Source organism: Streptomyces aureus (assembly GCF_001418135.1).
Classification (GTDB): Bacteria; Actinomycetota; Actinomycetes; order Streptomycetales; family Streptomycetaceae; genus Streptomyces; species Streptomyces aureus_A.
The window spans coordinates 1-14,558 of sequence record NZ_LIPQ01000037.1 but is presented as its reverse complement, the minus strand read 5'-3'; the positions used below and the strand labels follow the sequence as shown (position 1 = coordinate 14,558).

General features: G+C 73.0%; 11 protein-coding genes. 4 read left to right on the top strand and 7 right to left on the bottom strand.

The window, feature by feature from the left end:
- Window positions 1-1,628: polysaccharide lyase 8 family protein (locus AOK00_RS04380; RefSeq protein WP_055598989.1), on the bottom strand; the 1,628-nt coding region annotated here is incomplete at its 3' end.
- Between the two features lie 210 nt (window positions 1,629-1,838).
- Between AOK00_RS04380 and AOK00_RS04375 the strand changes: the two genes are divergently transcribed.
- The gene (locus AOK00_RS04375) at window positions 1,839-2,903 is read left to right on the top strand and encodes a substrate-binding domain-containing protein (RefSeq protein WP_055598988.1); all 1,065 of its coding nucleotides are present in this window, start codon (window positions 1,839-1,841) and stop codon (window positions 2,901-2,903) included.
- Between the two features lie 33 nt (window positions 2,904-2,936).
- Here the strand turns inward: AOK00_RS04375 and AOK00_RS04370 are convergent, their stop codons facing one another.
- The 3 genes from AOK00_RS04370 to AOK00_RS04360 all read right to left on the bottom strand — a co-directional run bounded on the left by AOK00_RS04370 (window position 2,937) and on the right by AOK00_RS04360 (window position 7,379).
- The gene (locus AOK00_RS04370) at window positions 2,937-4,943 is read right to left on the bottom strand and encodes a SpoIIE family protein phosphatase (RefSeq protein WP_254047236.1); all 2,007 of its coding nucleotides are present in this window, start codon (window positions 4,941-4,943) and stop codon (window positions 2,937-2,939) included.
- A 262-nt stretch (window positions 4,944-5,205) separates the two neighbouring features.
- Window positions 5,206-6,783: a glycerol-3-phosphate dehydrogenase/oxidase gene (locus tag AOK00_RS04365; protein ID WP_055598986.1), complete on the bottom strand. Its 1,578-nt coding sequence runs from the start codon at window positions 6,781-6,783 to the stop codon at window positions 5,206-5,208.
- Entirely contained in the window at window positions 6,780-7,379 is a 600-nt protein-coding gene (locus AOK00_RS04360) for a TetR/AcrR family transcriptional regulator (RefSeq protein WP_079041835.1), read from the bottom strand. The genes AOK00_RS04365 and AOK00_RS04360 overlap by 4 nt, the downstream gene beginning before the upstream one ends.
- Before the next feature lie 75 nt (window positions 7,380-7,454).
- Here AOK00_RS04360 and AOK00_RS04355 point away from each other — a divergent pair, with 75 nt between their 5' ends.
- Together AOK00_RS04355 and AOK00_RS04350 are read left to right on the top strand one after the other, a co-directional pair.
- Entirely contained in the window at window positions 7,455-9,050 is a 1,596-nt protein-coding gene (locus AOK00_RS04355; protein WP_055598984.1) for an FAD-binding oxidoreductase, read from the top strand.
- 31 nt (window positions 9,051-9,081) lie between these two features.
- Window positions 9,082-9,963 (top strand): diacylglycerol/lipid kinase family protein, encoded by an 882-nt coding sequence (locus AOK00_RS04350; protein ID WP_055598983.1) that lies wholly within the window; start codon window positions 9,082-9,084, stop codon window positions 9,961-9,963.
- Between the two features lie 111 nt (window positions 9,964-10,074).
- Here the strand turns inward: AOK00_RS04350 and AOK00_RS04345 are convergent, their stop codons facing one another.
- The 3 genes from AOK00_RS04345 to AOK00_RS04335 all read right to left on the bottom strand — a co-directional run bounded on the left by AOK00_RS04345 (window position 10,075) and on the right by AOK00_RS04335 (window position 12,700).
- A complete protein-coding gene (locus tag AOK00_RS04345; protein WP_055598982.1) occupies window positions 10,075-10,563 on the bottom strand; it encodes a MarR family winged helix-turn-helix transcriptional regulator in 489 nt (162 codons plus the stop codon).
- Between the two features lie 76 nt (window positions 10,564-10,639).
- Window positions 10,640-11,179, bottom strand: a complete 540-nt coding sequence (locus AOK00_RS04340) for a MarR family winged helix-turn-helix transcriptional regulator (protein WP_055598981.1) — start codon at window positions 11,177-11,179, stop codon at window positions 10,640-10,642.
- Window positions 11,180-11,335: 156 nt separating this feature from the next.
- On the bottom strand, window positions 11,336-12,700 hold the full coding sequence (locus tag AOK00_RS04335; protein ID WP_055598980.1) for an MFS transporter: 1,365 nt from the start codon (window positions 12,698-12,700) through the stop codon (window positions 11,336-11,338).
- 293 nt (window positions 12,701-12,993) lie between these two features.
- Between AOK00_RS04335 and AOK00_RS04330 the strand changes: the two genes are divergently transcribed.
- Window positions 12,994-14,478, top strand: coding sequence for an aldehyde dehydrogenase family protein (locus tag AOK00_RS04330; protein WP_055598979.1), 1,485 nt, complete (start codon window positions 12,994-12,996; stop codon window positions 14,476-14,478).
- The last annotated feature ends 80 nt before the right edge of the window (window positions 14,479-14,558 follow it).

Here is a 14,558-nt window from a genome sequence, read left to right as displayed (position 1 = left end):
TTGAGGTGCTGGCCGACGGCGGCGTACTCGCCGTCGGTCGTGCCGCCGACCCAGGCCGCGTTCGGCATGGGCTGCCCCCAGTTGCCGCCCTCGCCGTCGGCGAGCGGCTTGCGCGAGGCGGTGATGCCGGGCAGGCGGTACGGGTCGACGGTGGGCCAGTACGCGTCCGAGTACTGCTCCAGACCGAAGTCGCCGCCCCACCAGGAGAGCCATCCGGCGCCGGTGTGGTAGCCGCGGGCGTGCTCGCCGTTGCCGAACTCGTAGTGGGCGATGCGGTTCGAGGCCATGGAGAAGGAGGCCGCCCAGTCGCGGCGCCGGTGTGTGGCCCGGGCCATGTTGGGGAACAGCCGGTGCTCGACGGGCTCGGGGGCGGCCTGCACGGAGGTGTCGTCCTGCAGCGACTGCAGCAGCGATGCCCTGATCAGACTGAGCCCGGGGTTCTTGAGCGCCGGGTAGTAGTAGTCGCGCTGCAGCCAGCCCTTGACCATCGCCCGCCAGCGGGCGTTCTCCTCGGGGCTCGCCCCCTGGCCGACCAGCAGAATGGTCGCCATCAGGCCGTGGGCGCGCTGGTGTTCGTTGGTGCCGATGCGACTGATGCCCCGGCTGCTGACGTTGTCCATGATCAGGCCGTTGTAGATGAACGGCGCGACGGCCTTCTCGATCGTGTCGAGGAAGAGCTGCGTGCCCGGGCCCGTCACCTCCCAGCTCGAACCGCGCAGCAGGGCGAGCAGGCGGCCCACGCCGTCGTGCAGCACCGCGCCGTAGCCGCCGATGTAGGGGACGTTGCGGTGCTGGACGAACGATCCGTCGGCGTAGAAGCCGTCGCCCGAGGTGACGTAGGGGAAGACCGGGGCCAGTGCCTGGGACGCCAGCGTGATCTTGGCCGGGTCCTTGCCGACGATGCCGCGCAGGACGACTCCGCGGCACAGGTCGACCCGGTTGGCGCCGGTGCTGGTCCCGGTGTACGAGGCGAAGACCGAATCCGGCACGAACGCGTCCACGGCCCGGCAGTAGTCGGCGATTCGGGTCGCCGACAGGTGGTCGTACATCAGTACGCAGGTGTCCATCAGGGCCTGGGGGGCGCCGATCTGCCAGTTGTACCAGTTGCCGTACCGCGTCGTGTGCTCGTTGTAGACCTCGGAGCGGAGGTGGTCGAGGCCGGTGAGGACGGCGTCCCGAAGGGCGGTGTCCCCGGTCAGGCCGGTGCCCGGCTGGCAGTACGCCTCGGCCATGGTCCGCAGCCGGTTGTAACTGTCGTTCATGGCCGCGGAGAAGGCGTACGACTCGGCGTCGAGGTCGGGCTCCGGGTCGGCCCAGGAGCGGCCGGGCCAGAGCGAACCGCCGGCCGGGGCCATGGTCGACAGGTAGCCGGCCGCGGTCGTGCCGAGGGTGCTGAGGATGGTCCGGAACGGTTCCGCCGTCGGGCTGAAGCCCGTACCGAGGATGAGGTCGCGCCACCTGCCGCGCAGCGTGTCGAACTCGGCGTCGGACGTGGAGGTGAAAGTACCCGCGTCCGCGGGGACTTCGGAGGCGCTGGACGGGTGCGCGAGGGTCCCGGTGAGTCCGAGGGCGAGCGCGCTCCCGCCGGCGGCGTGGAGGAAGGTGCGGCGAGGCCAGGGAGATGGCATGGGGGACGACCTTTACGGGAGGAGCGCGTCGTTGCCTCGGCGCTGTCGCTGGCTCGTAAGCGTGGGGTTTCTAGCACGCAGAAAACCAAGAGAGCAACGGTTTGAACAGGAACCGCCACCAATTGTCCATTCGGCAAGAAACAGACAGGATCGATCGCAAGGTGGCTACACTGCTCCTGAACTGGGCCGTCGTACGAGGGGAGCGGGCAAGTGCACGCGGAACACAGGCATCAGGCGATCCTGCGCAGGCTGCGCGAAGAGGGCTCCCTCCGGGTCAGCGACTTCGCCGCCGAGCTGGGCGTCTCCCCGGTCACGATCCGCCGCGACGTGGAGGTCCTCGCCGACCGCGGCCTGGTGGCCCGCGTGCACGGCGGGGCCATGCTGCCCGAGACCTGGGCGGAGACCGCACCCGCCGACGCGGACCCCGCCGCACCGGCCCGCGGCCGGGAGCGCGTCATCGGTCTGATCGTGCCGTCCGCCGACTACTACTACCCCGAGGTGATCAAGGGCGCCCGCGAGGCCGCCGCCGCCCGGAGCGCCCGGCTCGTGCTCGACATCTCGGGGTACGACGCGGACGAGGAACGCGCACAGGCCGAAAGGATGATCGGCGACGGCGTCGACGGGCTGCTCGTCGTCCCGACCGGGCCGCGCGGCTGGTACGAACACCTGCCCGTCCCCGTCGTGATCGTGGAGCGCCGGCCCGAGTCGGACGAGATGGCCGGCATCGACCACGTCGTGTCCGACCACGTCCACGGGGCGCGCCTGGCCGTGCGGCACCTCGCGGAGGCGGGCCGCACGCGCCTCGCGCTGCTCGTGCGCGGCACGAGCCCGACCGCACAGTGGATCATCGAGGGCTTCGAGGCGGGCGTCCGGGCGGCCGGGCTCGAAGCGCCACTCCCGGCGGCCGTCCTGGACACCGGCGACGCGGGCCCCGGGAGCCCGGAGTACGACGACCCGGTCGAGGAGCTGCTGGACGCCGTGGCGGCCGGCCGCGTCGACGCGGTCATCGCCCATCCCGACAACCACGCGCTCGCGCTGCTGAGGCGGCTGCGCGCGCGATCCGTCCAGGTTCCCGGTGACGTCGCGATCGTGGCGTACGACGACGAGGTGGCGGGACTCGCCGACATCCCGCTGAGCGCCATCGCCCCCGCGAAGCATGAAGTCGGCGCGTCCGCCGTGGAGTTGCTGGTGCGCAGGATCGAGCAGCCGGACGCCCCCCGGCACCGCCTCTTCGTCCTGCCGCGACTGCGGGTGCGCTCGTCCAGCGGCGGCTGAGCGGGGCCGCCCGCGCCGGGGGCGTCGTGTCGCTCAGGCCGGGGCGCCCCCGGGGCCCTCACGCCGGATCCGGGCGAGCACGATCACGGCGTCGTCGGTGGGAGCCTCGGGCAGCAGCTGTGCCAGGACGCCGTCCGCCGTCTCCTCCAACGTGCCGGTCGCGCCTTCGAGCCGAGACCGCAGCGCGGCCATTCCCTCGTCGATGTCGACGCCGCGCGCCTCGACGAGGCCGTCGGTGTACAAGGCGAGGGTGTCGCCGTCGTGGAGCTCCACCTCGGTCGTACGGAACGGCACACCGCCCACTCCCAGCGGCACCCCCAGCACCTCGTCGATCGACTCGACCGTGCCGTTCGCCCGGCGGAGCAGCGGCGGCAGATGACCCGCGTTCGCGATGCGGGCCAGCCCCGTCGTCGGGTCGTAGCGGATGCAGAGGCAGGTGGCGTACGCGATACCGGCGTCCTGGGCGCAGACGTCGAGCTCCTCGAGGAGGCTGTCGGGTGCCAGGTTCTGGCGGGCCAGCGCCTTGGCGGTGATGCGCAGCCGCCCCATCGCCGCCGCCGCGGGCACACCGTGCCCCATCACGTCGCCGACCACCAGGGCCACCCGGCCGCCGGGCAGGTCGATCACGTCGTACCAGTCGCCGCCGACCTCGGTGGCCTGGCTGCCCGGCAGGTAGCGATGGGCGACGCGCACGGACGGGCCGCTCGCGACGGCGGTGGGCAGCAGCGCGCGCTGGAGGGTGAGCGCGATGTCCTGGACCCGGCTGTAGAGCCGCGCGTTGTCCAGGTACAGCGCGGCCCGCGACGCGATCTCGCCCGCCAGGCTGAGGTCCTCCTCGGTGAAGTCCGGGCGGCCGCCGGAGCGGCCGAACATGGTGATGCCCTGCACCGTGCCCCGCGCGATGAGCGGGGCGATGAGCAGTGACGTCAGACCGCTGTCGATCAGGAGCTGGGCGCGGGCCTGGTGGATGACCGTGCTGGTCATGAAATCGGAGTTCACGGGGACGCAGACGGGACGGCCCGTCGTGAGGGCCTGGTGGATGCTCGAACCGGGCGGATAGGTCACGCGCTCCAGGCCGCCGACCAGTTCGGGGGCGGGCGGCGGCAGGCAGGTGCCGGCCGCGATCCGACGGGTGAGCAGCACCGACTCCGGATCGAACACCTCGCGTTCGTCCTTCCACTCCACGACCTCCACCACGGAGGCGTCGCAGAAGTCCGGAACGACCGCGTCGACCAGCTCGCGGGCGGTGACGTCCACGTCCAGCGTGGTGCCGATACGGGCCGCGGCCCGGTCGAGGAGCGCCAGCCGCTGCCTGCCGGCGGCCGCCTCCACGAGGGCCTGCTCACGGTCGGTGACGTCCACGAGGAGACCGCCCACACCCGCTCGTGAACCGACGGCCTGACTGAGCGGGAAGAAGCTCACGGAGCGCACCTGCTCCCGGTCGGGACGGCCCGGCGTACGCAGCACGACCAGCGTGCTCACGACGGTCCGGCCCTCGTCGGCGACGGCCCGGAGCATGCGCTGGTACTCACCCCCGTCGGAGGTGATCATGAACTCGGCCATGGTCCGGCCGATGTGGTCCTCGATCGGGACACCGTCCATGTCGGCCAGGGCCTGGTTCAGGTGGACGTACCGCAGGTTCTCGTCGAGCATCACCAGGCCGATCGGGCACGTGGCGAACAGCGCGTCGAGGAAGGCGAGGTTGGTCTTCACCCGGTCGAGACCGGCGCTCTCGCTCGCAAGGCCCAGAATGACGGAGCGGCCCTCGGCACCGGTCACCGGGAAGACGCGGAACCCGCAGTCGAAGACCCTGCCGTCCCGGTGCAGCGTCGGCACACGTGCCCGCCAGTACCCCAACGTACGACCGCGCTCCGCGAGGCGCTCCGCCGCACCGGCCCCGTCGAGGGGAGCGGCGGGGAAGAGGACGGCGGCCGGCCGGGACAGGACGTCCGCGGCCTCGTGGCCGAAGAGCCGCCGCGCACCGGGTCCCCAGTAGCAGATCCGGCCGTCCTCGTCGATGCCGAGCACGGCCACGGCCACCTGCTCGAGGAGGGTCCCGGGCTCCGACCAGAGAGGCCCGGGAGCTGCCTGCTCGTCTCCCGGCCGACCCCCCGGTCGAGGCGAGGACACCTGGCCCCCTTTCCGGGCGCGGACGGGACGGCGGGCGTGCTGCTCACCGACGGAGCGCGACTGTCACGTCAATTCTGCCCGCGCTCGCCGGATCGGACATCACGGAGACCCCCGGAGCGGGAAGGTGCCGCCGGGATCCGCCACGCCGCACCCACGGTGGCGGTACGGCACGTCACCGCAGCCGGGCCGGGTGCGCCAGCGCGTCCCTGGCCGCTTCCTCGGCCGCGGCGCGGTCCTCCGGGACCAGCCCGATGCGGGTGCGGCGGTCGAGGAGGTCGGAGGTGTCGAGGGCGCCTTCGTGGCGGACGGCCCACACCAGCTCGGCGCCCGTGACCGGGTGTCCGGGGACGACGGGCCGGGCGAGGGCGGGGTCTTCGAGGCCGAGGGCGTGCACGGCGGGTGCCTCGGAGCCGTAGCGGTACACGAGCCGCGCCGGGACGTCGAGCCGGGCGAGGGTCTGCGGCCGGGCGGCGCCGACGAGGGGGACGGAGGCGGTACGGCACGGCCCGGCGGCCAGGCCGCCGGCGGTCACGGCGGCGTCGACGGCGTCCTGGGCCATGCGGCGGTACGTGGTCAGCTTGCCGCCGACGACGGTGACGACGCCGGAGGGAGAGGTGAGCACGGCGTGCTTGCGCGAGATGTCGGCGGTGCGGCCCGCCGCGTCCCGGGTGTCGAGCAGGGGGCGCAGCCCCGCGAAGGCCCCGACCACGTCGGCACGGTGGACGGCGACGTCGAGCGCGGATCCGAGGACGTCGAGGAGGAAGCCGATGTCGGTCTCGGGGACCTCCGGCACGTCGGGGATGTCGCCGTCGACGGGTTCGTCGGTGAGGCCGACGTACACCCGTCCGTCGCCCTGGGGCAGGACCAGGACGAAGCGGTTCGTCTCGCCGGGGATCGGGATGTGCAGGCCCGCGGAGAGCCGGCCGAGGTCCTCGGAGCGCAGGACGAGATGGGTGCCGCGCGAAGGCCGCAGGCGTACGTCGTCGACGAGGCCGCCCGCCCAGACGCCGGCCGCGTTGACGACCGTACGCGCGCGGATCCGGAGCTCCTGGCCGGTGATCTCGTCGCGGACCAGCGCGCCGTCGCGGTGGAGCTCCAGGGCACGGGTGCGGGTCAGGACACGGGCGCCGTACGCCGCCGCCGTGCGGGCGATCGCCGTGACCAGGCGTGCGTCGTCGGAGAGCCGGCCGTCCCAGGAGAGCAGTCCGCCGCGCAGCCCGGTGGGGCGCAGGGCCGGGGCGAGGTGCCGGGTCTCGACGGCGGAGAGCGTGCGCGGCTGGGGCAGCGTGCTCCGCGAGGTGCGGGCGCCGACGCGCAGCAGGTCGCCCGCGAGGAACCCGGCGCGCGCGAGGGCGGCCTGGCCGCGGCTGACGAGCGGGGTGAGGGGAAGCACGAAGGGCTGCGCGCGGACGAGGTGGGGGGCCGTGCGTTCCATGAGGATGCCGCGCTCGACCGCGCTCTCGTGGGCGACGTCGAGCTGTCCGGACGCGAGGTAACGCAGTCCGCCGTGGATCAGCTTGGAGCTCCAGCGGGACGTGCCGAAGGCCAGGTCGTGGGCGTCGATCGCGGCGACGGTGAGCCCGCGGGTGGCCGCGTCGAGCGCGGCTCCGGCGCCGGTGGCGCCGAGCCCGACGACCAGGACGTCGACCACGCCGTCGGCGTCGCCGTCGGCGAGTCGCTCCAGGTCACGCAGGCGCCGCCGGGCGTCGAGGGAGGAGCCGGGCAGGGCGGGGCTGCTCGTGGGGTTCATGGGGCGATGGTCCTCTCCAGCAGGGTGCGCAGCTCGTCGAGGAAGGCGGCTTCGCTCAGTTCGGGATCGGTGTCGTCGGTCATGGTGCGCAGCGACAGCGTGAAGGACTGGACGACGAGCAGCAGGGAACGGGCCTGCAGGTCCGCGCGGACGCGGCGTACGGAGCCGTCCTCGTGACCGTCCTCGAGTGCCGTGTGGAGGAGCCCGAGCAGGGCCTCCTGGCTGGCGCCCCGGCGGTCGAGGATGTACGGCAGCAGCAGCTCGGGGTCCACGTCGATGATCTTGTGGAAGAGCGGGTGGGCCCGGAACGCCGCGGCTCCCGCGACGAGCCCCTCGACGATCCGCTCCCGCTCGGGCCGGTCCTCGTCGGAGGGTGGCATGGCCCCGGCGGCGACGGCGATCCACTCACGGGTCATCAGGTCGCCCACCAGGGTGCGCACATCGGGCCAGCGCCGGTAGATCGTCATCCGGGACACGCCCGCGCGCCGGGCGATGTCGGTGAGGGTGGTCCGCCGCACACCGACGGCGAGCACGCAGTCGCGTGCGGCGTCGAGCACGGGATCTGTGTCTTCATGGTTGTGACGAATGGGCGTCATCTGTCACAGTGTAATGCCAGCGTCGGCCGAGTGGCAGCGCCATCCGTGAAACAGACCGTTAGGAACCCTTTCGAAGTGGACATGTTGTGGAGCGGTTGGGGCGACCCGGCCAAGGCGGCACCCCTGCCCGACTCGGTCACCGGCCTGCTGCGTGACCTGCTCGGCGTCACCCCGCGCGAGAGCGGCCCCGCCGCGCTCGCCGACATCGCACCGCCCGCCCCGGCGTTGCCCGACGAGGCCCGCACCGCGCTGCGGGAGGCCGTCGGGACGGCCGACTTCCTGCGGGAGGACGCCGAGAGCCGCATCCGGCACACCCGCGGCAAGTCGACCCCCGACCTGCTGCGCATCCGCGCCGGCGAGGTCGACGACATCCCCGCCGCGGTCGTGCTGCCGGGCGACCACGACGAGGTCCTCGCCGTGCTGCGCGCCTGCGCCGAACACGGCGTCGCCGCCGTGCCCTTCGGCGGCGGCACCTCCGTCGTCGGCGGCCTCGCGCCCACCACGAAGCGGCCGTTCGTCGCCCTCGACCTGCGGCGGCTCGACCAGCTGCTCGCCGTCGACGAGGTGTCCCGCACCGCGACACTGCAGCCCGGACTGCGCGGCCCGCAGTGCGAGGCGCTGCTCAACGAGCGGGGCTGGACCCTCGGACACTTCCCGCAGTCCTTCGAGTGGGCGACCGTCGGCGGCTTCGCCGCGGCCCGCTCCAGCGGCCAGGCGTCGGCCGGATACGGCCGCTTCGACGAGATGGTCCTCGGCCTGACGGTCGCCACCCCGGAAGGCACCCTGGAGACCGGCCGGGCCCCCCGCTCGGCGGCCGGCCCCGACCTGCGGCAGCTGGTCCTCGGCTCCGAGGGCGCCCTCGGAGTGATCACGGCGGTGACCGTGCGCATCCGTCCGCTCCCCGCGAGGCGGGTCTACGAGGGCTGGCGCTTCGCCTCCTTCGAGGCCGGCACGGCGGCACTGCGCCGACTGGCCCAGGACGGCCCGCGCCCCACGGTGCTGCGGCTGTCGGACGAGTCGGAGACCTTCATCGGTCTCGCGCAGCCGGACGCCATCGGCAGCACCGAACTCCCGCAGAACCCGGGCTGCATGGCCATCGTCGGCTACGAGGGCACCGAGGAGGAGACGATGGCCCGCCGCGCCGTCGCCCGCGAGGTCCTCCTCGCCTGCGACGGTGAGCTCATCGGTGAGGAGCCCGGCGACAAGTGGGAGCACGGCCGGTACGACGCGCCCTACCTGAGGGACGCGCTGCTCGACGCCGGAGCCTTCGCCGAGACGCTGGAGACCGCGGCCTTCTGGTCCGCCGTCCCCGGCCTCTACACGGCCGTGCGGGACGCGCTGACGAACACCCTCACCGAGGCCGGCACGCCGCCGCTCGTCATGTGCCACATCTCGCACACGTACGAGAACGGCGCCTCCCTGTACTTCACCGTCGTCTCCGCACAGGGGGAGGACGCCGTCGCGCACTGGGAACCGGTGAAGCGGGCGGCCAACGACGCGATCCTGGCCGCGGGCGGCACCATCAGCCACCACCACGGCGTCGGCACCGACCACCGCGACTGGTACGCCCGCGAGATCGGCCCCCTCGGCATCCGCATGCTGCAGGCCGTCAAGGCCGAGGTCGACCCCTCCGGGGTGCTCAGCCCCGGAGTCCTCATCCCCGTCCGCTGAACCCGACTTCTGCCGCCCGGAGGCCAGATCCATGCGACAGTTCACCGCCGTCGTCAACCCCACCGCAGGGGGTTCCAGCGGCACGGCGGGTCTGCTCCCGCTGGCCCGTCTGCTGCGGGAGGCGGGAGCCAGGCTCGACACCGTCTACAGCCGCAGCCTGGAGCACGCCCGTGAGCTCGCCCACGACGCCGGAGCGCGGGGGCACGTCGTGCTCGCCGTCGGCGGTGACGGCATGGCCGGCTGCGTCGGCGGTGCGCTCAGCGGTACGGACACGGTCTTCGGCCTCGTCCCGGCGGGGCGCGGCAACGACTTCGCCCGCGCCCTGGGCCTCCCCTCGGACGCCCGACAGCTCGCCGAGACACTGCTCCACGGCGAGCCGCGGGCCGTCGACACGATCGAGGTGGAGTCCGCCGTGCACGCGCGGACCTGCGTCCTCGGCAGCGTGTACGCGGGCGTCGACGCGGTGGCCAACCGCCACGCCAACGCCTCCCGCGTGCTGCGCGGCGCGGCCTCGTACTACGCGGGCGGCCTGCGCGCGGTCCTCGCCTGGAAGCCCGCCACGTACCGCGTCACCGTCGACGGGGTGCGGCACGGGCGCACCGGCTACACCGTGGTCGTGGCGAACTCGGGCTTCTACGGGTTCGGGAGGAACGTCGCACCGGGCGCGCGGATCGACGACGGGCTGCTCGACGTCGTGGTCATCAAGCAGGCGCCCAAGCGCCTCTTCTTCGCCATGATGAACGAGCTGAAGACGGGCGTGCACGTGAACCGGCCCGAGGTCGAGATCCTGCGCGGCAAGGAGGTCCGCCTCGAAGCGGACCGCCCTCTCCCGTACGGCGCGGACGGCGAGGTCGAGGCGGTCCTGCCGGTGACCCTCAGGGTGCGGCCCGCCGCTCTGCACGTCCTGGCCTGACCAGGACGTCCGCGGGCCCCCGGGCCGGCGGACCCGGTGCCCGGAGAGGGCGACGCCTCCTCCGGGCATCCGGCGCGGGGCCGGTGCGCCGCCGCGGACGAGGAGGGCCCGTCACCTCGCCGGGGGACCGGACGGCGACGGGTCGTCCCCGCGCAGCCGCTGCCCCACGGTCTCGAGGGCGTCGGCGAGCAGGGCGACCTGCTCGGGTGCGAGGGCGTCGATGAACAGCTCGCGGACGAGGGAGACGTGCCCGGGGGCGGCGTCGTGGAGCGCCCGGCGCCCCTCCTCCGTCAGCACGGCGAAGGTCCCGCGTACGTCCGTGGGGCAGTCGCGCCGCCGCACCAGACCGGCCTTCTCCAGCTGGGTGATCTGGTAGGTGAGGCCGCTCTTGGAGGTGAGCACGGCATCGGCGAGCTCCGTCATGCGCAGTTCGCCGTCGGGTGTCGCCGACAGCCGTACGAGGACCTCGTACTGGGGGTGGGAGAGTCCCTCGTCGCTCTTGAGCTGCTGCTCGACGCGGCGGGACATCAGGCTGCTCGCCACGAGGAAGCCCTGCCAGGCGCGCATCTCGACCTGGCTCAGCCGGCGCGGTTCGTCCATGGGCGCACCCTACCCTGATTGTTCAAATTCGAATTGATATGTGCGGGCGGCGCCCGGTTCGAACCGGTCCCGGCCGCTATGCCGTGGTGTCGGTCGGCTCCTCGTCGGAGGCGACGATCGACACCTCCAGCTTGCGCAGCAGCCGTGCGAGCTGGCGGTGCTCGGAGGGCGACAGGCCCCCGAGCATCCGCCGCTCGTTGTCGAGGTGCTCGGCGAACACCACGTCCACCGTCGCGAGACCCTTGTCGGTGAGGCGGGAGTAGACGACCCGGCGGTCGTCGTCGTCCCGTTCCCGGACGATGAGGCCGTCCTTCTCCAGGCGGTCGATCCGCAGCGTCACCCCCGCCGACGACACGAGGCCCGAGTCGGCGAGCTGCCCCGCGGTCAGCCGGTGGGGGTGCCCCGCGCGCCGGAGCGCGGTGAGGACGTCGAAGCCGGCCACGGACAGGCCGTGGCGTTCGATCGACGCGGTGAGCCGGGTGTTGTAGCGCAGGTAGGAGCGGTGGAGCCGGGCGAGGACCTCCAGCGGGCTGGTGTCCAGCTCGGGCCGCTCCCGCGCCCAGTCCTCGATCACGCGCGCGACGGCGTCACGGTCCGACGGCCTCGATGCAGCCATGCTCTTCCCCTCGTCCTGCGTCGTCCCCCGACTTCTCACAGCACTGAGAATCTTAGTCCTGAGGTGAAAGCGCGCGGGCGCCCGCTCCGCGCAGGGCGCCCGCTCTCCGTCCCGGGCGCCCGCTCGGTCTCGGACGCCCGCTCCTTGCCCGCTGTCTCAGGCGTTGAGCTCCTCCAGCGTCCTGCCCTTGGTCTCGACGGCGAAGCAGGCGATCGCCGCACCCACGGCCGCCACCACGGCGAGCTGTGCGAAGACGAGGGACAGGCTGCCGCCCGCGCCGATGATCGCGCCGACGGTCACGGGACCGAGGATGACGCCCAGCCGGTTCCACACTCCGCCGAACGCGGCGCCCTTGGCCCGGTTGGACGTGGGGTAGAGCTCGGGGGAGTACAGGTAGAGCCCCGCGTTGATCGCGTAGAGGAAGAAGGTCGTACAGGAGGCGAAGACCGCCACCTGGCCACCCGAGGTCGCGCCCGCGAGCGCGAGCACACCGAGCGAGAGCACGGTGCCGACGAGCGCGCCCACCAGCGCGGGCCTGCGGCCGACGCGGTCGATCAGGAGGGCGACGACGAAGGTGCCGAGCAGACCGGTCACGTTGCTGAGCAGGCTGTAGACGAGGGCGGTGGTCAGGTCCAGGCCGAAGGTCTTCGTGTAGAGCGAGGGCAGCCAGGTGGAGATGCCGTGGTTGACGTAGTAGGCGACGAACCACAGGCCCGACACGACCGCGGTGCGCCGGAGGTAGCGTCCCCGGAACAGGTCGCCCAGGCGGCCGCCGGCCGGCTCGTCGGCCAGGTCCGCGGCGGGGGCGGGCAGCGCGTCGGAGGAGGAGCGGGCGACCTCCGCCTCGATGCGCGCGATGACCTCCTCCGCCTCCCGGACGCGTCCGCGGGACAGCAGCCAGCGCGGGGACTCGGCGACGTGGCGGGGGAGCGCGGCGGCGAGCAGCACCGGGATCGTGCCGATGACGAACATCGCGCGCCAGCCGAACTGGGGGACCACCCACACGGCCACCAGCGTGGCTGCCGCGAGGCCGGCCGGGAAGATCATCTCGTACAGCAGGACGAACCGGCCGCGCTTGTCGGAGCGGGCGATCTCGTTGATGTACGTGGCGGCGACGGGTACGACCCCGCCGATGCCGAGGCCCTGGACGAACCGGAAGAGCGAGAACGTCTCGATGCTGCCGGAGAAGGCGACGGCGAGGCTGGCGAGGCCGGTGATGCCGACGCCCAGGGCGACGGTGCGGACGCGGCCGATCCGGTCGCCGAGCCAGCCGGCCGCAAGGGCGCCGAGCAGCATTCCGATGGAGGCGGCGGTCACGGCCAGGGTGGCCTGTCCGGTGGTGAGGTGCCACTCCTTCATCAGGACGGGCAGCGCGGACGCGGCGAGGAGCTGGTCGAACGCCTCGAAGAAGGTGACGGCGCCGATCAGGAACCGGACCTTGACGTGCCACCGGGAGTGCGGAAGTCGTTCGAGTCGCGCGGCTACGGAGCCGAGGGCCTGCTTACCGGCCACAGTCGTCATGGAGGGGGTCCTTCCGCGGGCAGGGGAGTTGCCGAGACAGTAGGGGTCCTTATCTAAGCGGTCAATGGTTAAGCGCCTAGAGATCTCTGTCTCGCGGGCCCGATAGTCATCATCGGCTCCGTTAAGGGCGTGCTCAAGGCCGATTCGGCAACGATCTCAAGTCGGGGGCTTGTCGAGAATTAGTTAAGCGCTTAGATTTCTAGCGCTTCGACGATTCCGGTCCCCGGGATCGGGCCGGACCCCGTCCCGGCCCGGAGCCAACTCCCCTTCCGCCCCTGCCCGGAGGTCCACCCGTGCCGCTCCTTCCCACCGACATCCTGATCGCGGGCCAGTGGCGACGCGGTGCGGGCGAGCCCCTCGACACCGTCGACCCGGCGACCGGACGCGTCCTCGCCACCGTCCACTCCGCCTCCGCCTCCGAGGTCGCAGAGGCGGCCGAGGCGGCGGCGCGGGCGGTGGTGGACCCCGCCTGGCGCGACCTGCTCGCCCACGAGCGCGCGCGCCTCCTGCACCGGATCGCCGAGCTGACCGAAGAGGCCGCCCCCGAGCTCGCCGCCGTACAGACGGCCGACACCGGCAAGACCCTCACCGAGACCCGGGCCCTCGCACTCAGCGCGGCGGGCACCTTCCGGTACATGGCCGCCGCCCTGGAGACGGCCGAGGACACGGTCACGCCGTCCCGCGGCCCGTACGTCACCATGAGCGTCCACGAACCGATCGGCGTGGTCGGCGCGATCAACCCCTGGAACTCCCCGGTCGCCAGCGACGCGCAGAAGATCGCCCCCGCGCTCGCCGCCGGCAACGCGGTCCTCCTCAAGCCCGCCGCCTGGACCCCCCTGGTCTCCCTCGCCCTCGGGCGGCTGATCACCCGGGCACTCGACGAGTTCGGCCTGCCCACCGCCCTCCTCTCGGTCCTGCCCGGCAGCGGCCGGATCGTCGGCGACGCCCTCGTACGCCACCCCCTCGTCGCCCGGATCGGGTTCACCGGAGGCACCGGGACGGGCCGGTCCATCGCCGCGATCGCCGGCGAGAAGCTGGTCCCCGCCTCACTGGAGCTCGGCGGCAAGTCGCCGACGATCGTGCGCGCCGACGCCGACATCGAGCAGGCGCTGGCCGGGGTGATGTTCGGGATCTTCTCGTCCAGCGGCCAGTCCTGCATCGCGGGATCACGGCTCTTCGTGGCACGCGAGATCCACGACACCTTCGTCGGCGAGCTCGTCGAGCGGGTCCGCAAGCTGCGCGTCGGCCCCGGCACCGACCCCTCCACCCAGGTCGGCCCCCTGGTGCACCACCGCCACCGCGACGCGGTCGCCGCCTACGTCGACCTCGCCCGCTCCGAAGGCGCGCGGGTGCTCTGCGGCGGGTCGGCGCCCACGGGGGAGCGGTACCAGGACGGCGCCTACTACCTTCCGACCGTCCTCGACGGCCTGGCCAACACCTCCCGCACCTGCCGGGAGGAGATCTTCGGCCCGGTCCTCGTCGCCCTGCCCTACGACGACGAGGACGACCTCGTCCGCCAGGCGAACGACTCCGTCTACGGGCTCGCCTGCGGCATCTGGACCCGTGACCTGCGCGCCGCCTGGCGGATCGCCCGCCGGATCGAGGCCGGCACCGTCTGGATCAACACGTACAAGCAGTTCAGCGCCGCCACCCCGTTCAGCGGATGGAAGGACAGCGGTCTCGGCACGGAGAAGGGCCGGGACGCGATCCGCGCCTACCAGCGGCAGAAGTCCCTGTACTGGGGCACCTCCGACGCCCCCCTTCCCTGGGCCGGCTGACCCGGCACGCCCCCTGAGCCAACCGTCCGGCCCCCCCAGCCACCCGTCCGGCCTCCCGCCCGAGCCACCCGTCCGGACAC